The 22,638-nt window shown below is 60.5% G+C and carries 19 protein-coding genes; 7 read left to right on the forward strand and 12 right to left on the reverse strand.

All coding sequences use genetic code 11. The annotated features are described in order from the left end of the window. Positions 1–184: 184 nt before the first annotated feature. A complete protein-coding gene (raiA, locus tag AAFO92_RS08165; RefSeq protein WP_347534222.1) occupies positions 185–748 on the forward strand; it encodes a ribosome-associated translation inhibitor RaiA in 564 nt (187 codons plus the stop codon). A 48-nt stretch (positions 749–796) separates the two neighbouring features. Then, positions 797–1,261 (forward strand): PTS sugar transporter subunit IIA, encoded by a 465-nt coding sequence (locus AAFO92_RS08170; protein WP_347534223.1) that lies wholly within the window; start codon positions 797–799, stop codon positions 1,259–1,261. Between the two features lie 7 nt (positions 1,262–1,268). Here the strand turns inward: AAFO92_RS08170 and AAFO92_RS08175 are convergent, their stop codons facing one another. From AAFO92_RS08175 to cysQ, 8 genes are all read right to left on the reverse strand, one after another. Further along, entirely contained in the window at positions 1,269–2,696 is a 1,428-nt protein-coding gene (locus tag AAFO92_RS08175; RefSeq protein WP_347534224.1) for a sulfotransferase family 2 domain-containing protein, read from the reverse strand. Positions 2,697–2,702: 6 nt separating this feature from the next. Next, positions 2,703–4,400: a beta-1,6-N-acetylglucosaminyltransferase gene (locus tag AAFO92_RS08180; protein ID WP_347534225.1), complete on the reverse strand. Its 1,698-nt coding sequence runs from the start codon at positions 4,398–4,400 to the stop codon at positions 2,703–2,705. A 16-nt stretch (positions 4,401–4,416) separates the two neighbouring features. Continuing rightward, a complete protein-coding gene (locus AAFO92_RS08185; RefSeq protein WP_347534335.1) occupies positions 4,417–5,403 on the reverse strand; it encodes a glycosyltransferase family 2 protein in 987 nt (328 codons plus the stop codon). A 191-nt stretch (positions 5,404–5,594) separates the two neighbouring features. Beyond that, positions 5,595–6,614 (reverse strand): glycosyltransferase family 2 protein, encoded by a 1,020-nt coding sequence (locus tag AAFO92_RS08190; RefSeq protein WP_347534226.1) that lies wholly within the window; start codon positions 6,612–6,614, stop codon positions 5,595–5,597. A 45-nt stretch (positions 6,615–6,659) separates the two neighbouring features. Beyond that, on the reverse strand, positions 6,660–7,643 hold the full coding sequence (gene galE, locus AAFO92_RS08195; protein ID WP_347534227.1) for a UDP-glucose 4-epimerase GalE: 984 nt from the start codon (positions 7,641–7,643) through the stop codon (positions 6,660–6,662). 17 nt (positions 7,644–7,660) lie between these two features. After that, positions 7,661–8,554 (reverse strand): UTP--glucose-1-phosphate uridylyltransferase GalU, encoded by an 894-nt coding sequence (galU, locus tag AAFO92_RS08200; RefSeq protein WP_347534228.1) that lies wholly within the window; start codon positions 8,552–8,554, stop codon positions 7,661–7,663. A 185-nt stretch (positions 8,555–8,739) separates the two neighbouring features. Next, positions 8,740–9,540, reverse strand: coding sequence for a manno-octulosonate cytidylyltransferase (locus AAFO92_RS08205; RefSeq protein ID WP_347534229.1), 801 nt, complete (start codon positions 9,538–9,540; stop codon positions 8,740–8,742). Next, on the reverse strand, positions 9,540–10,337 hold the full coding sequence (cysQ, locus tag AAFO92_RS08210; RefSeq protein ID WP_347534230.1) for a 3'(2'),5'-bisphosphate nucleotidase CysQ: 798 nt from the start codon (positions 10,335–10,337) through the stop codon (positions 9,540–9,542). The genes AAFO92_RS08205 and cysQ overlap by 1 nt, the downstream gene beginning before the upstream one ends. Positions 10,338–10,466: 129 nt before the next feature. Between cysQ and AAFO92_RS08215 the strand changes: the two genes are divergently transcribed. Then, positions 10,467–11,288, forward strand: coding sequence for an ABC transporter permease (locus AAFO92_RS08215; RefSeq protein WP_347534231.1), 822 nt, complete (start codon positions 10,467–10,469; stop codon positions 11,286–11,288). A gap of 6 nt (positions 11,289–11,294) precedes the next feature. On the opposite strand, the gene AAFO92_RS08220 is transcribed toward AAFO92_RS08215, so the two are convergent. Beyond that, positions 11,295–11,903, reverse strand: coding sequence for an alpha-ketoglutarate-dependent dioxygenase AlkB (locus AAFO92_RS08220; RefSeq protein WP_347534232.1), 609 nt, complete (start codon positions 11,901–11,903; stop codon positions 11,295–11,297). Positions 11,904–12,112: 209 nt separating this feature from the next. Between AAFO92_RS08220 and dnaK the strand changes: the two genes are divergently transcribed. From dnaK to radC, 3 genes are all read left to right on the forward strand, one after another. Next, on the forward strand, positions 12,113–14,023 hold the full coding sequence (gene dnaK, locus AAFO92_RS08225) for a molecular chaperone DnaK (RefSeq protein WP_347534233.1): 1,911 nt from the start codon (positions 12,113–12,115) through the stop codon (positions 14,021–14,023). An 80-nt stretch (positions 14,024–14,103) separates the two neighbouring features. Further along, entirely contained in the window at positions 14,104–15,255 is a 1,152-nt protein-coding gene (dnaJ, locus tag AAFO92_RS08230) for a molecular chaperone DnaJ (RefSeq protein ID WP_347534234.1), read from the forward strand. 125 nt (positions 15,256–15,380) lie between these two features. Further along, positions 15,381–16,145, forward strand: coding sequence for a DNA repair protein RadC (gene radC / locus AAFO92_RS08235; protein WP_347534235.1), 765 nt, complete (start codon positions 15,381–15,383; stop codon positions 16,143–16,145). 44 nt (positions 16,146–16,189) lie between these two features. Here radC and AAFO92_RS08240 read toward each other — a convergent pair whose 3' ends face one another. From AAFO92_RS08240 to secA, 3 genes are all read right to left on the reverse strand, one after another. Beyond that, positions 16,190–17,743 (reverse strand): phosphate ABC transporter substrate-binding/OmpA family protein, encoded by a 1,554-nt coding sequence (locus tag AAFO92_RS08240; protein ID WP_347534336.1) that lies wholly within the window; start codon positions 17,741–17,743, stop codon positions 16,190–16,192. A 30-nt stretch (positions 17,744–17,773) separates the two neighbouring features. After that, on the reverse strand, positions 17,774–18,784 hold the full coding sequence (locus AAFO92_RS08245; protein WP_347534236.1) for a hypothetical protein: 1,011 nt from the start codon (positions 18,782–18,784) through the stop codon (positions 17,774–17,776). Positions 18,785–18,893: 109 nt separating this feature from the next. Continuing rightward, positions 18,894–21,590 (reverse strand): preprotein translocase subunit SecA, encoded by a 2,697-nt coding sequence (secA, locus tag AAFO92_RS08250; protein ID WP_347534237.1) that lies wholly within the window; start codon positions 21,588–21,590, stop codon positions 18,894–18,896. Positions 21,591–21,780: 190 nt separating this feature from the next. Here secA and AAFO92_RS08255 point away from each other — a divergent pair, with 190 nt between their 5' ends. Then, positions 21,781–22,638, forward strand: coding sequence for a peptidylprolyl isomerase (locus tag AAFO92_RS08255; RefSeq protein WP_347534238.1), 858 nt, complete (start codon positions 21,781–21,783; stop codon positions 22,636–22,638).

Raw genomic sequence — 22,638 nt, forward strand, 5'->3', positions numbered from 1 at the left:
CAAAACGGGCGTCAATTGGTACATGGCATTTGTGTATCGCGAATTGTCCCCCCGATTCTCCCCGCTTTACGGGCCGGGTTACGGACAAGCATATCGAATGCCCTTTTACCGCATTCGGAGCTGAACTCAGGCCAAGGTGCCCGGCACCCGGCCCGCTGCCGAACTGTCATATGAAGGAGACAAGATGCGCTATCAAATCAGTGGGAAACAGATCGATATCGGCGAGGCGCTGCAAACCCATGTAAAGGAGGAGCTGGGCGCCGCGGTAGCCAAATATGCGCAACGGCCGACCGATGCACATGTCACCTTTTCGAAAAGCGCCAACGAATTTGTCTGCGAATCCGTTGTTCATCTGTCCACCGGCCTGACAGCGCAAGCCAAGGCCCATGCGCATGAAATCTACGCGGCTTTCGATTCCTGCTGCGACAAGATGGAGAAACAACTGCGCCGATACAAGCGCAGGTTGAAAGATCACCATAACAATCGGTCAGAACCGGTTGAAATCTCCGGGGCGTCCTCTTATATCCTCGCCTCGGAAGGCGAAGAAGCAGAATCAGAACCCGATAGCCTGCAACCGATCATCGTCGCAGAGATGGAGATGAACATCCCCTCTCTGTCAGTGGGTGAGGCCGTGATGCAGATGGAGCTTGCCGGGGCCCCTGTTCTGGTTTTTCGAAAAGAGGGCAAGGATGGGTTGAATGTGGTCTACCGCCGCGACGACGGCAACATAGGCTGGATTGATCCGTAAGTCAGGGATTTGGGCACAGCTCTGATCCTGTCGGAGCGACAAGAAAATATGACCATGTCAGTTATCCTCAAACCTGAGGCCGTACGCGTTCTTTCATCTGCCAGCAGCAAGAAGCGGCTGCTTCATGAGATCGGCGGCATCGCCGAGCAGGCATATGGTATCGACCAGTCCGCGGTGATCGAAGCGCTGCACGAGCGCGAGAGTCTTGGGCCAACCGGCGTAGGCAAGGGCGTTGCCCTGCCCCATGCCCGCGTCGACGGCCTGGACCAAGTCGTCGGAGCACTGGTTCTGCTGGACACGCCGATTGATTTCGATGCGGTCGACCGGCAACCTGTCGATCTGGCCTTTGCCCTGTTCGCACCGCGCGAAGCGGGCGTTGAGCACCTCAAGGCGCTTGCATTGGTATCGCGTACCCTGCGCGACGCGTCGATCTGCGCGAAGCTGCGGGCCAACCATGACCCGGCGACGCTCTACACGATCGTCACCGAAGCTCAGGCGGTTCAAGCCGCCTGAAACGCCGCTAACCCCAGGCCTCGAACCCGAACATCATGTAGTCGCGCTGATAGGCGGCTTTGGTCAGGCTCTCGATTTCCGCATCATAAATCTCCGAAAGCGGTATCGGCCCGTCTGGTGCCGCCGTCCGCGGCGCCGGTGGCTCGGGGTAACCGACCTGCCGGGCAAGGGCGCCAAGATCATCCTGCATCTCCTCCTCGCGGATCAGCATGTCCGGCACCGAAAACCGTGCCATGCCCTGGATGACCGAGCTTTGCGTGGCCCAGTGCGCATCGACCCGCAGCCCCGTCTGGCCTGACAGGTTGGCACGCAGAAACTCCAGAAAGGCAGCGAAGGCCTGACGGTGCGCACGCCTGTCATAGGCCGCGTCCGGCCCGCCACCGGGAATCGGCAGCTTGTGAAAGTTCCGCAATGTCCTGCGGATGTCGGCAAAGGCCTCATCGTCCGGTGTCAGGATCTTGCGGCAAAACGCCGAATGGGCCCGGGCCACCGGATGGCGGATTACGGTGAAACTGCGATGCCGGCCTGATTTTCGTTTCCACTGGCGCAGCAGCTTCTGGTTCCAGTGTCGCGGCAGCTCTTCAGCCGCGCCCCCGTCAAGCGCCGCAAGCCAGTCACAGACCTCATCCTCGGGGCCCGAGCGGATTGGCATATAAAGCAGGGGTGCCTTGGCCCCGGTCACATAGCCGGGCACCGCAGCGCCACGATCGGGTTCGAAATTGGGCGTCCGCGACAAGTTGAAGAAATCGGTCCGGGCCAACGCCTCTTCCATTTCTTGGTAATTCGACACCTTGCTCTGCAGGGGTTTCGGATTCTGTTTCTTGAGCGACGCATCGAGCCGCTCCAGCTGCACCCCGGAGCCCAGAAACCGGGCGAGGCCATTGATGACATCGACATCCTTCAGGCTTTCGTAGGACAGGTAATATGCCGTCTGCCCGGTGATCTGCAGACAGTTCATCAGATGCACCTGAAATTCCTGCAGCTCCCCCAGGTGCTGTTCGAACTCGGCCACGTCGAAATGGATTCTGCTGTCGCGATGGCGCTTGACGTTGGTCAATTTCCACTGACCGGTCGCCTGGGCGATCTTCCACGAAACGTAGCTTTCCAGCGGGTTCCGGGTCAGCACCACCTTGGCGCAGCGTGGATCGTCGAGGCAAAGCTCCAGCGCCCGCGCATCATGGTCGTGAAAGAACCGAAATCCGCCAAGCCCGCCAGAGCCGGACTTGACCGTGTCGATCAGGCGCTGCGGATCGGCGTCGCGCATCGCCTGCGTAACGCCCAGGATTTCGGTCTGGTTGGGATAGCCGATGAAATGCGGATTGAACGCCTCGCCATGGCATTCGATATCCGCGAACCGGTTCAGGTTCGCCTCAAGGAAATTCGACCCGGTGCGCATCTCGGCAAAAATGACGAAGTAATCGAATTTGCCGCTCATCCTGCTTTATCGCACCAGATAGGGTTTGCGCTTGCTTTGCGCTGGTTCGTTGTGGTCCTGGGTCACCGGGAAATCGCCCATCAGATAGGGGTGCATCCCCTGGTTCTTGAGGTTCTGCAGGAACTGTCCGAAACCCTTCAGATCGGCCATTTTCGGGACTTCAGCCAAACCGCGTACCTGGTTCTGGCCGATTTCGTCGACGATGGTTTGCAGCGGCTCCATCGGGGCCTCGATGAATTCGGCCATGGTCCAAATCCGCACCCGCGCCTTGGTCCAGTTGGACCGCAGAGTATTGAGATGCGTGCTTTCGATCTGCTGCAACAATGCCGCCTCACGCCGGAGATCCGAGAAATTGCGGTTCGACTGAAACAGTGGCACAGCCCAGGCCCCGGTGATGACGGACACCTGCGCGTTCGGATCCTTGGCGATATCCCATTCGATGGCCTGATTGTCACGCGGCCCGAACTGGAAACATTGCCGTTCCCCGCGTGTATTCCAGATCAGATTCGCCAGGAAGGCGCGGGGATTATAGTCCCGCAGCGTGGCACTGTCGCTGAGCGCGCCATTGATCACCGACTGACCATCCGCGAACTCTGCACGGTCCGGGGCAAAGAGATGGCCGTGCACGCGCATGCCCGTTGCCCTGGCAAGCCAGGTCTCAAAGTTTTCGAACAGGTCGCTGAATCCCTCGAACACAGAATACTGACCGCAGGTGAGGCCATTTTCCCTGGTTTCGACCGGAAAGCGGCTCTGCATGTAAAGGCCGGCGCGCCCGCGGGTGCGCCGTTCGACCGCTTTGGAAAAGATGCGGTCGATCTTGCCCGGGTTGGGCTCGGTCCGTTTCATGCTGCCCGACTGATCCGTCAGGAAAGCGGTATATAGCCGGTCCGCGAAGGGCCAAATTTTCCGCGCCACGAAACAATCCGACCGGCGCAGCAATTGCAGGTGATCGTCATAGAAGATATGCGGTTTTCCCTGATAGTCGAACTTCGACAAGGTCAGCGACCGGCTTTCTATCTGGCGTGAATAGAGCCGCGCCAATGTCTGAAAATAACTCTCATCGGGGATCCAGACCTTGCTGAAATAGCGATCATAAGTCTCCCGTTCGGGATCCTGCAGGATGGCCGACAGGGTCTGGCGCGTCAGGCACCACCACTGGCTGCCCATATGCGGAACGATCCCGTTCGGGATCTTGCGCTTGAAACCGATGAAACGCTGCAACGCGACGTAGCGGTCGAACAGAACCTTGTTCTTGCGCCATGAAAACGGGAACCGCATCGTGAACCGTTCCTGATCCAGTCCACCAATCGTCCAGGGCACATCCGCCGTGGTCGCGGATTCGATGAAATCCGTGTGCGGGCGCTCGTCCAGGTAATCCAACAGCTCCTGCACCGGGCGCAGCGGCACGCATGACCCCGACGCCAGGTAGACATGCCTGACATCGGGAAACGCCTCCAGCATCATCTCGGACGCAGCTTGCGTGGCCGCGACCAGCCCCCAGGTGCCCCATTCGCAGCGGTGCCGTTTGCTGAACCGGACATCCGGTACATCGGAAAGCGCCTGGACGAAGTCGTTATATTCCTTGCGCGGCACGCATTTGTCAGCGTGTATCACCAGCGGACAACCGGCGGCCGACCAGTGCCGAACCAGCTGCTCGGCACGATCGAAGGCCGTATGGACCAGCATGACGATCCCGACACTCACGCGCGCTGCCCTTTCCTCATGCCCAGTTCCCCTTGGACATCAGTCCGAGGATTTCCAATTGGCGCCAGTTTATATATTTTTCCGACCATTTGCACCAAAGCTCTGGATTTTCACACAAACGCTCGGCATAGGCCCGGTATTCAACGCCCGATGAATAGTGCTGCCTGCGCTCCAGCTCTTCTTTCGCCTTTTCGGTAAACGTATCGATGAACTTGGCATGAAGGAGTACGCCGCTGGCCTGCTCGCCGCCCCATTCATCGTAAACCAGGTTCAGCCCCCGCGGCAGCAGCATGTGGGTCGAGCTGACATAGGCATAGCGCCGGTTCCACTTGACCAGTGGAATCTTGTTCAGCGCCGGCGCCTTTTTCGGCGCATCGGGAAAGAAAACGCGCGCGCGGGGTCCGCCCTGAATCCAAAGGTTGCCATAAAACGGGTTCTTTTCGATCGTGTAATTTCCCGGATCGAACCAACTGGCGATTTCGATCGGGTTCTGACCCTGCTTGTAAGGCACCGCGTCGATCCGGCCCTTGGGATACATGTCCAGCAGCATCGCCCCGAATGACCGTACCTGGCTTACATCCAGCCAGTCGGTCAGCGCGCGGATCGGACGCGTATCGCAGAAGGGATAGACAAACAGCTCGTCAGGGTCGACCACCAGCGTCCAGTGACCATGCGCGTACTTGTGCTGCAGCCAGTTGAGCCAATCGACGCCGAAACGGGCCCCCTTGTAGCTGGCCCGCGTCGTCCACAGGGACACGTCGCCCTGACTGGCCAGGTATTCGCGCCCGCCATCGCTGCTGTAATTGTCAACGATCAGGAAATGCGACACTCCCAGATCGCGGTAATACTGCAAGAAATACGGCAGGCGGATCATCTCGTCACGCAGGGTGCAGAACAGCAGGATGTCGCCGGGCCGTATCGCATCGGTCCTGTTGGCAATGGGCCGCAGCGAAAAATGCTTGCGAAAGGCGCGGATCTTGATCCTTTTTCGGCGCAATCGCATACGGTATGATTGCAAAAGGCTCACGCGTTATCTCTCCGGTCCATAGGCGGCATTCGCATCAGTATTTAACCAAGCACGATTAACCAAACCTTGTGCCGGAACGGATTCCACGGAGCGGTTGCCTTGCAACGGGCTGCGAACGAGATAGCGATCACCCAAGCCGACCACCCTGAACCTGTTTTGCATACAGTTCATAGCCAGTTTCCCTTGGACATCAATCCCATCGCCTCCAACTGGCTCCACGAGATAAGTTTGGTGGAGCTTTCGCACCACAGGTCGGGATCGGCGGAAAGGCTGTCGTAATAGCTGTCATAGAGCCTGCTATTGGCAAAATGCTCGCGCCGGTGCTTTTCTTCGACCGAACGCTCAAGCACGACAGGCAAGAATTTCGAATGCAGCAGGATGCCGGATGCAACCTCGCCACCCAGCGTGTCAAAGACATGGTTCAGGCGTCGCGGCAGCAGGGAGTGGGTTGAACTGACATAGGCGTAGCGCCGGTTCCACTTTACCAAGGGTGCCTTGCTCATCGTCGGCGCACGGCGCGGTCGATCCGCGAAGAAAGCGCGCGCGCGGACGCCGCCCTGTATCCAGAGGTTTTGCAGATCCGGCTTGCGCGTGGCCCAGTAATTATCACCGTCAAACCAACAAAGCGCTTCAAACGGGTCATCGCCGGGTGCATAGCTATGCTCGCTCAACCGGCCCTTGGGATACATGTCCAGCATTAGCGCGCCAAACGATTGGCGGCCGCTCTGCTCCAGCCATTCTGTCAACGCGGACAGCGGGCGCGTATCGTGATGCGGGTAGATAAATATCTCGTCCGCATCCAGGGTCAGGCACCAATGACCATGACCGTAGCGCATCAAAAGCCAGGTCAGCCAATCCATCCCGAAACGCGACAGCCGGTAGCTGTCTTGCGTGAACCAGAGTGAAACGTCTGGTTGCTCTTTGAGGAAGTCCCCGGTGCCATCGGTGCTGTCATTATCGACAAACAGAAAATGCCCGGCGCCAAGCCGCCTGTGATGTTCCAGAAAATAAGGCAGGCGCACGATCTCGTTGCGCACGGTCGAGGCTACAAGAATTTGCTGCGGACGTATCTGCGCGCTTCGGTCGATCACCGATCTTAGCTGTCGCCGTTTGCGGAGCGCACGGAACAACAGGCGCCGACGCTTCCATCGCAGCCGGTATGCGCGTGCAAGCTCCCTCATATCCATCTGGTCAAACGCCTGTAATCCGCCGCCTCACCGACAGAATCGGCGTTATTTGCCGTAATGTCCAGATTGGTGCCAGCGCCAGGCATCTGCGATCATCTGCTTCATCGTCGACCGCCGCGGTTGCCAGCCCAGTTCCGCCTCGGCCCGGGACGAGCCCGAGACAAGCTTGGTGCTGTCACCGGGGCGGCGTGGCCCTTCGACAACCGGCACGTCGCGATTGGTGACGGCGGCAGACTGGTCAATGACCTCGCGCACCGAGAAACCGGTGCCGGTGCCCAGGTTGAAGACGCGGCTGGCCTTGCCCTCCTCCAGCCATTTCACGCCCAGCACATGGGCATCAACCAGATCCATCACATGGACGTAATCCCGGATGCAGGTGCCATCGGGCGTGTCGTAATCGGTCCCGAATATCGTCAGCGCATCGCGCCTGCCGTCCACCACGTCCAGTAGCAGCGGCACCAGATGAGTCTCGGGCTGGTGAAACTCGCCCACTTCCGCCTCGGGGTCGGCCCCGGCCACATTGAAATAGCGGAAGATCACATGACGCATTCCATGGGCGGTCTCGAAATCGCGCAGGATATCCTCGATCGCGCGCTTGCTGGCGCCATAGGCATTGATCGGGTTCTGGGCACAATCTTCGTCCAATACCACGTTGTCCTGGTCGCCATAGGTCGCACAGGTCGACGAGAAGACCACGTTCAGGCATCCCGCCTGCACTGCGGCCTGAAACAGGGTCAGGGAGCCCGAGACGTTGTTGTGCCAATAGAGCCCGGGTTCGCGAATGCTTTCGCCGACCTGGCTGAGCGCGGCAAAATGCACGATGGCTTCGGGTTGGTAGGCAGCAAAAATCTGGTCCAGACGCGCCCGGTCATTCAGGTCGCCTTTCTCGAAGGGGCCGAATTTCACGGCCTCTTCCCAACCGGTGCTGAGATTGTCGTAGGTGACGGGCGTGTAACCGGCGGCCTTCAGAACCTTGCAGGCATGTGACCCGATATATCCGGCACCGCCGGTGACAAGGATATTGCTCAACGCCGGCCCCCGGAACTTTACTGCGCGGCCTTTTCCGAATGGACGATGTCATTCAGATAGCCCCAGAGGTCATCGCGCAGCTCGTCGCGCGCCAGAGCAAAGGCAACTGTCGCCTGCAGGAATCCGGCCTTGGATCCGCAATCGAACCGCTGGCCCTTGAAGCGATAGCCAAACACTTCCTCACCATCTTCGCGGGCATCGGCAATCGCGTCGGTCAACTGAATCTCGCCACCGGCACCGGTGCGCTTCTTGTTCAGCTTCTGCAGGACCGTGGGCGTCAGGATATAGCGGCCGATCACCGCCAGGTTCGACGGCGCCGTTCCCATCGGCGGCTTTTCGACCATGCCCTTGGTCGACACGATCGACCCCATGTCTTCCTTGATGTCCAGAACACCGTAGGACGACGCCTGATCCTCGGGCACTTCCATCGCGGCGACGATATTGCCCTGGGTTTCCTCGAAAGCTTCGACCATCTGCGCCAGGCAGGGCTTGTCGGCGGCAATCACGTCATCGGGCAGGATCACGGCGAAAGGTTCATTGGCAATCAGACGACGCGCGCACCAGACCGCATGGCCCAGGCCAAGCGGCTTGTGCTGACGCATATAGGCGATCTCACCGCTGTCCATGTTGGTATTCTTGAGAATCTCCAGCAGTTCGTCCTTGCCCTTGCGGCGCAATTCCTGCTCCAGCTGAGGGGCGGTGTCAAAATAATCCTCCAGCGCGCCCTTGCCGCGCGAGGTGACAAAGATGAATTCCTTGATGCCTGCGGCGCGCGCTTCGTCGATGGCGTATTGCACCAGCGGGCGGTCGACCAGCGTCATGATTTCCTTCGGCACGGATTTCGTGGCCGGAAGGAATCGCGTCCCCAGCCCCGCCACCGGAAAAATCGCCTTGGTCACCTTTTTCCGCATTGCCTGCTCCTCAATGCTTAAGTGTTTCATCAGCCTATACTACAAACCCAATATTTGTGTGAAGATTAGGGGGAAAATTAGGCATTTTTGATTCTACGGCCCCGTGGCCCGGTTGAAAAGCAGCTTTCCGCCGCCCATCGCCGGGGAATCGCGGGAATTTCGCCCATTGTTCAAAAACTTCTTTACTACGCCATTGCCATTTCTTTCATCATCGCCTCGATCCGCGGCACGTCTTCGGGGTTGTTCAACTCCCAGAACTGACGTCCGCGCGCATCCACCTCGACGCACAAGATCGCCCGCCGGTTTTCCAGAAACCGCAACTGTTCCAGCCCTTCAAGCGTCTCGACCGGACCGGCGGGCCAGCGGCGGTAATCCGACAATGCCTGCGGCCGGTAGGCATAGACACCGACATGGTGAAACACTGGTGTTTCATCCTCATCGGCGTAGTTCCTGCCTGTATAAGGCACAACTTCCTTCGAGAAATAAAGCGCGTGGCGCTCGTGGCCGAACACCGCCGTGGTGCCGCCGACCCGGCCCTGCGCGCGGTCTTGCAGAAACCCGTTCAGCGCACGTCCGTCGCAACGCAGTACCGGCGTTGCGACAACGGCATCGGGGTCATTCTTCAGCCCCGCCACCAGATCTTCGACAAACCAATGCGGGGTCAGGGGCGCGTCGCCCTGCAGATTGACGACGATATCATAGCCGCCGCCCAGATTTTCCAACGCCTCGGCGCAGCGCTCGGTGCCGTTGCCACAGCTTTCCGAGGTCATCACGACCTCGGCGCCGAACGCCTGCGCCGCCGCACGTATGCGATCATCATCCGTGGCCACGACAACCCGGTCCACGCCCTTGACCTGTGTCGCCGCCTCCCAGGATCGCTGGATCAGGGATTTGCTTTCACCCGTGGCACCGGTCAGCGCAACCAGCGGCTTGCCCGGATAACGGGTCGAGGCGTAGCGCGCCGGGATGGCAACCAGAACGCTCATCACGCCTCCTTGAGGTCGACCTGGGGCGAATAGGCGATGAAGAACGGGTTGGCATACCCGTCCTTGCCATAGGTCAGCGGCTGATGATTGTCGAACCGCACGACCTTGCCACCCGCGCCGTGCAGCACCGCGTGGCCTGCGGCCGTATCCCATTCCATTGTCCGCCCCACGCGGGGATAGATATCGGCCTCGCCGGTGGCGATCAGGCAGAATTTCAGCGACGAGCCCGCGCTTTTCATGTCCTTGACCGCATATTTGCCGATGTAATCGTCGGTTGCCTGATCGCGGTGGGATTTGCTGGCCACGACCATCAGCGCGCTGTTATCGGGGTCGGACACGGCGATCGGCGAAAGCGCACCAATGGTCCCGCGCTCGAACGGGCCGGCCTCTTCGACCGCGCTGCCGTCGGCGCGGGTGAAGAACATCCGCTCCTTGGCGGGCGCATAGACAACGCCGCGCGTCGGCACGCCGTTATCGACATAGGCGATATTGACGGTGAAATCGCCGCGCCGGTGGATGAATTCCTTGGTACCGTCCAGCGGATCGACGATCAGGAAGGTATCGGCGTTCTGCCCATGCGAGGCGGCCTGCTCTTCGGTCACCAGCAACACATCCGGGAAGGCGGCGCGCAGCCCGGCCGAGATCAGCGCATCCGCCGCCTCGTCCGCTTCGGTTACCGGGCTGTCATCCGATTTCACCTTCACGTCGAAATCGTCGGCATTGTAGATCTCCATGATCTTGTCGCCGGCTTCCAGCGCCAGATCCCGCATCACAGTGACAAGCTTTTCGTAATCCAAATCGCAACTCCAGATATCGCGGTCATTCCCGCGTGTTGATAGTTTGTTCGGGGCCCCTTATGGTACGCCGCTAACGGGACAGCAAGAAATCCGTGCAAGAAATCGACATGAAGCCACGGGCAAGAGGCCATGTTCCAGCACGTAAGACCACGATCGAAACTGCATTCGGCAATCATGATCGTCGAGTTGATCTTTCATGCCGCCGTCCGCGATGTGCGCAAAGGTCACGGGAACGCGTTCTGGGCGTTGGCCAGCAGTATCCTGACCACCGTCATCTTTGTCCTGGCTTTCTATCTGATGTTCACCATCCTGGGCCTGAAGGGCGCAAAACTGCGCGGTGATTTCCTGCTCTACATGCTGTCGGGTGTTTTCCTGTACCTTACTCACATCAAGGCACTTGGCGCCGTTCTGGGCGCCGACGGCCCGTCATCCCCAATGATGCAGCACGCGCCGATGAATACGGTCGTGTCGATTTCGGGGGCTGCGCTCAGCGCGCTTTACATCCAGGTTCTGGCCGTGCTGGTGATCCTCTTCGTTTATCATGTCGGCGTGACCCCGTTCGAGATCTACAATCCGATTGCGGCTTTCGGGATGATCCTGATGGCGTGGTTTACCGGCGTTGCGGTGGGGCTGGTCCTCTTGGCGATAAGGCCCTGGTTTCCAGGCTTTGTCGCCATCTTCAAGACCGTCTATCAACGGGTCAACATGATTGCGTCGGGCAAGTTCTTCGTCGTCAACACGCTGCCCACCTTCATGCACAATTTCTTTGACTGGAATCCGCTTTTCCACATCATCGACCAGTGTCGCGGTTTTGTCTTCGTCAACTATTCGCCGCGATTTACCAGTGTCGAATACGCGCTGATCATCGGTGTTGTGCTGATTGTCCTCGGGCTGATGGGCGAATTCTACACCCGGCAATATGCCTCGCGCAGTTGGGAAGCGCGCCGGTAATCGCCGCTATTCCACCACCCGGCAGGTCAGGTTGATGCGCCCGCCCTTGGGCAATAGCGATGACGAGCCGAACTTGATCCGATCAACCCCGTGATAGGTCAATCGCGCTTCGCCGCCCATCACCACCACATCGCCGGATTGCAGCCAGATCGACTCGGTCTTGCCGCCGCGGGCCTGGTTGCCGATCCGAAACAGCCCCTCATCCCCCAGCGATACCGACAGGACCGGCCAGGTGAAATCGGCCTCGTCCCTGTCCTGATGCATCCCCATCCGTGCGCCCTCGCCATAGAAATTGATCAGGCAGCAATCGGGATCACGTGCATCACTGACCAATTCTCGCCAGATCGCCAGCACCGGAGCGGGGATCGCCGGCCATGCGCCGCCGCCCGGATGCCGATCCGCATAGCGATAGCCCGAGCGGTCCGATGTCCAGCCATATTTCCCGGCAGAGGTCATCCGCACCGACATGGGTTTGCCATAGGGGGTATCGGGCGAGAAGAGCGGCGCGGCAGCCACGATTTCCCGCAATTCGGCCAGCATCGCCCGCTGTCCGGCCGAATCCATCAACCCCTTGAAAACCCGGAATCCCCGGATGGTTATGGTCGGTGCGCGCATTTCACCTCCTCGGCAGCCTGATTTAGACGCATATTTAGCGCAAAATTGCAGAATCCGCCCCTTTGGAGCGGTTGCAGGGCGACTTTTGCCTGCCTATATACGCCCAGAAGCGCGGCAACCGAAAACCGGCGCCGCCAACGCATCGGAATCTGATGCCGAAAACGGGTCAGGTTCTGGAACATCGCCTAAGTCAGAAGGGATCAAAGAATATGGCCAAAGTCATCGGTATTGACCTCGGAACCACCAACTCCTGCGTTGCCATCATGGACGGTAGCCAGGCCCGCGTGATCGAAAACTCGGAAGGTGCCCGCACCACGCCCTCGATCGTCGCTTTCACGGATAACGAACGCCTTGTCGGCCAGCCCGCCAAGCGCCAGGCCGTCACCAACCCGGAAAACACCATCTTTGGCGTCAAGCGCCTGATCGGCCGCCGGGAGGATGACGCGGATCTGGCCAAGGACAAGAAGAACATGCCATTCAACGTCATCGACGGCGGCAATGGCGACGCCTGGGTCGAAGCCAAGGGCGAGAAATACAGCCCGGCGCAGATCTCGGCCGTGATCCTCGGCAAGATGAAAGAGACGGCCGAATCCTATCTGGGCGAGGAAGTCAGCCAGGCGGTCATCACCGTGCCTGCCTATTTCAACGACGCCCAGCGTCAGGCCACCAAGGACGCCGGCAAGATCGCGGGCCTCGAGGTGCTGCGCATCATCAACGAACCCACCGCTGCCGCGCTGGCCTATGGCCTGGACAAGGAAAACACCCATACCATCGCGGTCTACGACCTTGGCGGCGGTACCTTTGACGTCACCATCCTGGAAATCGACGATGGCCTCTTCGAGGTGAAGTCGACCAATGGTGACACCTTCCTGGGTGGTGAAGACTTTGACATGCGCATCGTCAACTACCTGGCGGATGAGTTCAAAAAGGAACACAGCGTCGACCTGACCAAGGACAAGATGGCGCTGCAGCGACTGAAAGAGGCCGCCGAGAAAGCCAAGATCGAGCTTTCCAGCAGCTCGCAGACCGAGATCAACCAGCCCTTCATCTCGATGGGTTCGGACGGTGCGCCGCTGCACATGGTCATGAAACTGACCCGTGCCAAGCTGGAATCGCTGGTTGGCGACCTGATCAAAGCGTCGATCAAACCGTGCCAGGCCGCGCTGAAAGATGCCGGCATGTCAGCCAACGAGGTGGATGAGATCGTCCTGGTTGGCGGTATGACCCGGATGCCCAAGGTGATCGAAGAGGTCACCAAGTTCTTCGGGAAAGAGCCGCACAAGGGTGTGAACCCCGATGAGGTTGTCGCCATGGGCGCGGCCATCCAGGCCGGTGTTCTGCAAGGTGACGTCAAGGACGTTGTGCTGCTTGACGTGACGCCGCTCAGCCTGGGCATCGAGACCCTGGGTGGTGTCTTCACGCGCCTCATCGACCGCAACACCACGATCCCGACCAACAAGAGCCAGATCTTCTCGACCGCGGAGGATAACCAGAACGCCGTGACGATCCGGGTTTTCCAGGGCGAGCGCGAAATGGCCGCGGACAACAAGATGCTGGGTCAGTTCAACCTCGAAGACATCCCGCCCGCGCCGCGCGGCATGCCGCAGATCGAGGTCGCGTTTGACATCGACGCCAACGGCATCGTCTCGGTTCATGCCAAGGACAAGGGCACCGGCAAGGAACAGAAGATCACGATCCAGGCCTCGGGTGGCCTCAGCGACGAGGACATCGAAAAGATGGTCAAGGACGCCGAGGAGAACGCCGAAGCCGACCGCGAACGCCGCGAACTGGTCGAAGCCAAGAACCAGGCGGAAAGCCTGATCAACTCGACCGAGAAATCGATGGAGGAACATTCCGACAAGGTCGATCCGACCACCATCGAGGCGATCGAGCTGGCCATCGCCGCGCTCAAGGACGAACTGGAAACCGACAATGCCGACAAGATCAAGTCGGGTATCCAGAACGTCACCGAAGCCGCGATGAAACTGGGCGAAGCCATCTACAAGGCCTCCCAGGAAGAAAGCGAAGACGAGCCGATGGCGGCGGATGAGGCCGGGGCCGGCGAAGACGATATCGTCGATGCCGACTTTGAGGATCTCGACGACGACAAGCGCGCCTGAGCAGCGCCTGACGGAACAATCGGGGCCGGGCCAGCAGCGACCGGCCCGGTCCCGAGCATTCCGGCATAAGGAGATCTCGTATGGCCAAACGTGACTATTACGAAGTGCTTGGATTATCCAAAGGCGCGTCGGCCGAGGACATCAAGAAAGCCTATCGCAAGAAGGCCAAAGAGCTTCACCCCGACCGTAACAAGGACAACCCGGATTCCGAGCGCCAGTTCAAGGAAGCGGGCGAGGCCTATGACGTTCTGAAAGACGCCGACAAGAAGGCGGCCTACGACCGGTTCGGCCATGCCGCGTTCGAAGGCGGCATGGGCGGTGGCGGCGGTCGTCCCGGCGGTGCCGGCCAGGGTGATTTCGCCAGCGCCTTTTCCGACGTGTTCGACGATCTGTTCGGCGATTTCATGGGCGGGCGCGGCGGTGCGGGCGGTGGCCGGCAACGGGCCGCGCGCGGTTCGGACCTGCGCTATAACCTGCGCGTCACGCTGGAAGAAGCCTTTACCGGCCTGCAGAAGACCATCAATGTACCCACCGCCGTGCAATGCGACGCCTGTGATGGCTCCGGCGCCGAAGGCGGGGCCGAGCCCTCGACCTGCCCGACCTGTTCGGGCATGGGCAAAGTGCGGGCGCAGCAGGGCTTCTTCACGGTCGAGCGTACCTGCCCCACCTGCTCGGGACTGGGCCAGATCATCAACAATCCGTGCAAATCCTGTCATGGCCAGGGCCGGGTGGAAAAAGACCGGGCGCTGTCCGTCAATATCCCGGCCGGGGTCGAAACCGGCACCCGCATCCGCCTTGCTGGCAATGGCGAGGCCGGGATGCGCGGCGGCCCGCCGGGGGATCTTTATATCTTCATCGACGTGGCACGGCATGACCTTTTCGAGCGGCAGGAAAACAACCTGTTCTGCCGCGTGCCGGTCTCGATGTCCGCCGCTGCCCTTGGCGGCGATATCGAGGTACCCACGATCGACGGCGGACGCAGCCGGGTCAAGATCCCCGCCGGCAGCCAATCCGGGCGGCAGATGCGCCTGCGCGGCAAGGGAATGCCGGCGCTGCGTGGCGGTGCCAGCGGTGACATGATGATCGAACTGGCGGTGGAAACTCCGGTCAACCTGACCTCCAAGCAAAAGGAATTGCTGCGCGAGTTCGAGGCCCTCAGCGAAGATAACAACCCCGAAAGCAAGAGCTTCTTTTCCTCGGTCAAATCCTTCTGGGACGCAATGAAAAGCTGAGCCTGCGACAGGCCGGTCAAACAGAGGGGGGCGCCGATCGGGCGCCCCCCTTTTTGTTGCAGGGCTGTTCGGGGTAACCTGTCGGAATTAACCTTTCGCTAACCCTGATGCGGCAGGTTTCCGACATGTCGCGCGATCCCGCCTTTTCGGAAAAACCCATGCCTCTGTTCGCAGGGGACGAGGCCATTGCGACCGAGGCGCTGGCGCCCGGCAGGCAGCCCTCCTACATCCGCGATCACCGCAAGCGGCTGCGCGACCGGTTCCTGTCTGGCGGGGCACAGGCGCTGCCGGATTACGAATTGCTGGAACTGGTGCTGTTCCGGGCCATCCCCCGGCGCGACGTGAAGCCACTGGCGCGGGCGCTGCTGGACCGGTTCGGGGATTTCAACGCCGTCCTGTCGGCCCCGTCGGATCAGCTGCGGGAGATCTCCGGCGTCGGCGATGCCGTGATCTGCGAATTGAAGATCATCGAGGCGGCGGCGCATCGTCTGTCGCGGGCACGGGTGATGCAGCGGCATGTGATCTCATCCTGGGATGCGCTGCTGGATTATTGCCACACCACGATGGCCCATCGCGAAACCGAACAGTTCCGGGTGTTCTACCTGGACCGCAAGAACGTGCTGATCGCGGATGAGGAACAGGCCAGCGGCACCGTGTATCATGTCCCTGTCTATCCTCGCGAGGTGGTCAAGCGCGCCCTGCACCACAATGCCAGCGCCCTGATCCTGGTACATAATCATCCCTCGGGCGATCCCACCCCGTCCGAGGCCGACATTTCCATGACGCGACAGGTGCAAAACGCGGCGGATGCCCTGGGCATCACCCTGCATGATCACATCATCGTCGGGAAATCCTGCGAACTCAGCTTTCGCTCACAGGGGTATCTCTAGGCCGGGTTTGCGCGTGATCTCAGGCGGCGCGTCCCGTCGGCGTATCAACGCACCCAGACCTCGACCCGGCGATTGACCTGACGGCCCCATGCGCTGTCGTCGCAGGCCATTGGCATCGCCTCCCCGAAGGCTTCGACACCCAGGTCGATCCGGTCCAGATTGGCGGTTTCGGCCGCCCGGGTGACAGCGGACTGGACCGCGGTGGCCCGGCGCATGGCGATGTTGCGGTTCGACGAGGCCGGACCTTCGCCATCGCTGAACCCCACGAATACCAGACGCCGCGCGTCATACAGCCCGATCTCCAGCGCGCGCGCCAGCTGCTGCACATTCGATCGTGATTGCGCATCCAACCGGGCGGAACCGGCCTCGAACCGGAAGGTGGTCGACAGGCGTTTCAGCGGCGCCAGCGTTTGCACCATCCGCTGAAGCTCGTCCAGCGGCACCTCGTCGCCCGCCCGCAGGATGGCATTGGCAAACCGGTCGCCCTGTTCGTCGATCCTGATCTCCTCGGGGGCCTGATCGACGAATCCGGCACGGCGGATGACCAACTGGGCGGAAGGATCGCGCATATAGGCAAGAAATTCCCGGATCAGTTTGGGAAACCGTCGCGCGGGAAGGTACAGGAACATCGGCGCGGTCAGCGGGTAATCCTCGGTCTTGACCGCGCGCCGCGTGGCGTTCAGGGCAAAACCGCAAGCGCCCTTCAGGGCCAGCTCCCACGTGTTCCCGATCTCGGACCGGCTGGTCACGCCCAGGGCAAAGGGATCATTGGCCACGGCATCGGCAAGGCTCTGGCTGTCCGCGTGGCGTATCGCACCCGGGGCCAGTTCCAGGCGTTGCGGCGCCAGCAGGCGGTCGACAGTCGCCTGGCCCAGACCGGAACGCGCGTCGTGCAGATGCACGCTGATCGGCGCGTTCGGGCCATCCAGAACGGTCCAGTTGTCGATTTCGCCCGACAGCACCTGGGCAAGCTGCGGCGTTGTGATCCCCTGGATCGGGTTGCTGGGCGCAACCACGGGAACCAGCGCATCCAGCGCCAGCACCCGGCTGCGCCCCGTCGCGGTCAGATTGCCCAGCCCCGCATCCAGCGCGCGCTTGACCTCGGTCGCGCGCGCCTCACGCAGCGTCATGGCGATATCGGCCTCATTGGCCAGAAGATCGGCGAACCCTTCATCGGTATTGGTCAGCTTGAAGGTGAATTCCCCCAGCAGCGAACCATCGACCTTGCTGGCAAGCGAAATCATGAAATGCCCGTCTGACAGCGTTTCGCGCCGCATCTCGTAATCGCCGCGAATGGCAAACGCTTCGATCAACGCTGGCATCAGCACGCGCCCCACGGTCGGCGCACCCGAAAACGTCACCCGCGCGATATAGTCTTCAAGGTTGGGACAACCGGGGCCCTCGCACAGCACGCCCGAACCGTCCACGGTCAACTCTCCGTAGATCGTTTCGACCCGGTAGAATTCGCCGTCGAACCCCAGCAGGTTTCCCGAAATTTCGACATCGCCGTCATGCGATTTCAGGGTCACATCCTGGGCCAGCGCCGTGCGTCCACCGATGGCGGCGAAAAGTGCGACGAATGCCGCCGCACACAGCATCTTCATATGATGACCCCCGAACGTCGCTGACTAGTTGCGTGCGATCTTCAGGTCATTCAACAGGTTTTTCAACACCAGATAGTCACCAACCGCGCTGCAATCGGGCATGGCAAGCACGACATCCTGCACTTTCAACGCACCACTGCCGCGCCGCTGGATAGTTTGTGCTTCGATGTCGCGATCACAATTTGCGCGGGTGACTTCCGCCTCGAGGCTCAGTTGGACCTCACCCGCGCGCGAGGTCATCCCCGAGGGAAAGCTGTAGACCTCGGCCATATGCGCATCCTGAAGGTCGCCGGCACCGTAACGCGCCAGGAACCCGCCCTCGCCGCGGGCCGCATCCGTCATGTCGCGGGCATCCCCGGCCCAGACATGGCCGGTGTCGTTGTATTCGGCACCGTATTCCAGCGCATGAATCTGGAACCCGCTATCGCCGGTCCACTGCACAACCACGCGGTCGTAATATTCAAGCGACGTGACCGTGGCCCTGGCCACGGCGCCGTCACCATTGGAAAAGGACACGACAAAGACCGCGTCGCTGGCAAGCGCGGGGACACTTAGAACACGCTTGCCAGCGTCACTGGTCACATCGGTGAACATCATGCCGTTGTGGTGTACCGTGAAACGGTCCCTGACCATGCAGGGCGCATCGATCTCAAGCGTCACCATCGCCGCGGCTGTCGGCGTTGCGGTTACCGAGTGGGTGCACGAAAACGTGGGTGCGGTTTCCTCGGCGGGCAGGTCTGCAATGGGGGCATCGGTTGACAATGCTGCCAGAACAACCGGTGTGTCAGGCAGGAAAACCGGCTCAGACGAAGGTGCGACCGGCAACGCCGATGTCAGCCGGATATCTGAGAGCTGCAATGGCACCGATCCGGCCTTGGACAAGGGCAGCATCACCACTTCGGGCGCCTCAAGATCATGTTGCTCGGCCGGCGTTTCCTGCGCATTGCTCTGCATCAGATACCCGATCCCCCAGGCACAGAACAGCGTTCCGCCTACGGTGATCACACGTCTGGGACTGATCTTGGTCTTGAACATGGCGCTTTCCCACACCTTAGCAAGGTCGGGTTAAGCATTAGTGATGGAACATGGCCGCCTTGTGGCAGGGTTGGGGTGTGAATCGGGCGGCCATGTGGCAGCGCGCCCGTCAGACCAGCCGGCCGTGGCAATGTTTGAACTTCTTGCCGGACCCGCAGGGACAGGCTTCGTTGCGACCGGGATTGCCCCAGGTCGACGGGTCGTCCTCGACAAACCCTTCGGCCGCGTTTGGCAGGGCGTTGCCCTCGGTCGCATCGGCAACGGCCTGCTCCATCGCCGCGCGCTGCTCGGCGACCTGGGCCATCATATCGCGTTGTTCTTCCTCGGTCATCGGCCGGATCTGCCCCAGTTTCTGGGTCACGTCCTGCCGCAGGCTGTCGAGCATCGATTCAAACAGCTGAAACGCCTCGTTCTTGTATTCGTTCAGCGGATCACGCTGCGCGTAGCCCCGGAATCCGACGACGCTGCGCAGATGTTCCAACGTCAGAAGATGCTCGCGCCACTTGCCGTCGATCGTCTGCAACAGCAGCTGCTTTTCGATCATCCGCATGTTTTCCGATCCGAATTGCACGGCCTTTTGTGCCATCATCTCGTCGGCGGCCTTCTCAAGGCGCTCTACGATATCCTCGTCGTCCACACCCTCTTCGGCGGCCCATTCCGTCACCGGCAGGTCCATGTTCAGGTTTTCGATCACCGCCGCCTTCAGCCCGTCGGTATCCCATTGATCGGCGTAGGTCTTGGGCGGCATGTAGGTATCCACAAGGTCGTCGATGACCTCATTGCGCATGTCCTTGACGATCCCCGACAGGTCACTGGCCCGCATGATGTCAAGACGCTGCTTGAAGATCACCTTGCGCTGTTCGTTCATCACGTCGTCGAATTTCAGCAGTTGCTTGCGGATGTCGAAGTTGCGCCCCTCAACCTTGGCCTGCGCCCGTTCGAGCGATTTGTTGACCCAGGGGTGGATGATCGCCTCACCTTCCTTCATGCCCAGACCGGACAGCACCTTTTCCAGCCGCTCCGAGCCGAAGATCCGCATCAGGTCGTCATCGAGGCTGAGGAAAAACGCCGACGTGCCCGGATCGCCCTGACGTCCCGACCGGCCGCGCAGCTGGTTGTCGATGCGGCGGCTTTCATGGCGCTCCGTGGCCAGCACGAACAGGCCACCGGCCTCAAGCACCTTCTGCTTTTCGTCGGCATGATCTGCCTCGATCTTGGCACGCAGGCCCTCGGGGTCGGTTTCCGGGTCGGCGGTCATCGCCTCCAGCACCTTCATCTCGACATTGCCGCCCAGCTGAATGTCGGTCCCGCGGCCGGCCATGTTGGTGGCGATGGTCACCGCGTTCAGCTTGCCCGCATCCGCCACGATCTGCGCCTCTTTCTCGTGCTGGCGCGCATTCAGGACGTTATGCTTGATCTTGGCCGAGGTCAGCAGCTGGCTGAGCATTTCGGATTTCTCGATCGAAGTCGTGCCGACCAGGATGGGTTGTCCCTTGGCATGGGCCTCCTGGATGGTTTCGAGGATCGCCTTGAACTTGTCCTCGGCGTTCCGGTAGACCTCGTCGTCGCGGTCCTCGCGGGCGATCGGCTTGTTGGTCGGCACCTCGACCACGCCCAGCCCGTAGATCTCTGCAAATTCCTCGGCCTCGGTCGCCGCCGTGCCGGTCATGCCGGCCAGGCGGTCATAGAGCCGGAAATAGTTCTGGAACGTGACCTGCGCCATGGTGACGTTTTCGGGTTGGATCTCGCAGCCTTCCTTGGCCTCGATCGCCTGGTGCAGCCCCTCGGACATGCGCCGTCCCGCCATCATCCGGCCGGTGAATTCGTCGATCAGCACGACCTCGCCGTCGCGCACGATATAATCCTTGTCCTTCGAGAAGATCTTGTGCGCCCGCAGGGCCTGGTTGACATGGTGCACGATCGTGGTGCTTTCGGGATCATAGAGCGATTGATCCTCGGGCAGCAGTTCATGCCTGCGCAAGACCTCTTCGAGGAACTCGTTGCCCTCATCGGTAAAGGTCGCGCTGCGGTTCTTTTCCTCGATCTTGTAATGTTCTTCGCCAAGCTCGGGGATCACCTTGTCGATCGCCACGTAAAGATCGCTGCGGTCCTGCGCCGGGCCCGAGATGATCAGCGGTGTCCGCGCCTCGTCGATCAGGATCGAGTCAACCTCGTCCACCACGGCAAAGTTATGGCCGCGCTGACTCATGTCCTCGAGGTTGGATTTCATGTTGTCGCGCAGATAGTCGAACCCAAGTTCGTTATTGGTGGCGTAGGTCACGTCGGCGGCATAGGCGGCCTTCTTTTCACCATCGGGTTGCTGCGGATAGACGACGCCCGTGGTCATGCCGAGCGCGGCATAGACCTTGCCCATCCATTCGCTGTCGCGGCGGGCCAGGTAATCGTTCACCGTCACGATATGCACGCCCTTGCCGGTCAGGGCGTTCAGATAGGCCGGGAAGGTCGCCACCAGCGTCTTGCCCTCGCCGGTCTTCATCTCGGAGATATTGCCCTGATGCAGAAAGATGCCACCCATCAGCTGGACATCGAACGCCCGCAGGCCAAGCGCCCGGCGCGCAGCTTCGCGGCAATTGGCAAAGGCCTCGGGCAACAGGTCATCCAGGCTCTCGCCATCCGCCGCGCGCTTCTGGAATTCCCGCGTCTTCTCGATCAGATCTTCGTCGCCAAGCGTCTCGAATTCGGGCTCAAGCGCGTTGATCTTTTCGACCAAGGGCCGCGTCGCCTTGATCTTGCGGTCATTCGGGGTGCCAAAAATCTTTCTGGCAACAGTTCCGATACCCAGCATGTGTTATCCGTTCCGGTCTTTTGACAATACGTGAATGGCAATGGCTTGCCCCGCAATCCGCGCCACCTTACAAGATGGGTAAGACGGCGGGAGTGCCTTTGTCCTAAGGCGATGTAAGGGCCTGCTGAATAAGTGTCAACGTCGCGCATCTACGCGACCTCCATCGCAGTATCCGCAAAGGAAGAATTCCATGTTCACCTATCCCAGGTTTTTGCCTGCCGCAGTCCTTGCGGCGTCGATTGCAGCCGGTTTTCCGGCCATCGCGCAAGACGAACCGACCGCGTCCACCGTCGTTGCCACAGTTGGCAAGACCGAGATCACGCTGGGTCACATGTTAGCGCTCAAGAGCGGCCTGCCGCCAAATTACGACCAATTGCCGGATGAGGTGCTGTTCAAAGGTATTCTGGATCAGCTGGTTCAACAGACCCTGCTGATGCAGATCGTAGAGGACGATCCCAGCACCCTGACCCGGCTGATGATCGAGAACGAGCGCCGCGCGCTGTTGGCGTCCGAGGCGATCCGGGGCGTCATGGACCTGCCGATCAACGAAGAAGACCTGCAGGCGCTTTACGCGGAAAAATATGCCAATCAGGATCCCGAGACGGAATATCACGCGGCACATATCCTGGTGAAGACCGAGGACGAGGCCAAGGACATCATCACCCAGCTGGGCGACGGGGCAGAATTCGGCGAACTGGCCAAGACGCTGTCGACCGGCCCGTCGGGCCCAAGTGGCGGCGATCTGGGCTGGTTTGGCCCCGGCGTCATGGTCGAGAGTTTCTTTGACGCCGCCGCCGCGCTGGAACCCGGTCAGGTCTCGGAACCCGTCGAAACCCAGTTCGGATGGCATGTGATCAAGATGATCGAAACCCGCGCGCGTGACATCCCCACCGTTGACGACGTCCGCCAGGAACTGGAAGAAGCACTGCGCCAGGAGTTGTTTGACGAATTGCTGGCACAGCGCGAGTCCGAAACCACGATTGACCGGTCGGGCGCAGATGGTATCAATCGGGCCATTATCAAGGGTACGGATATTCTGGAGAACTAA

The sequence above is a fragment of the Roseovarius sp. CAU 1744 genome, assembly GCF_039839345.1.
Taxonomy (GTDB): domain Bacteria; phylum Pseudomonadota; class Alphaproteobacteria; order Rhodobacterales; family Rhodobacteraceae; genus Roseovarius.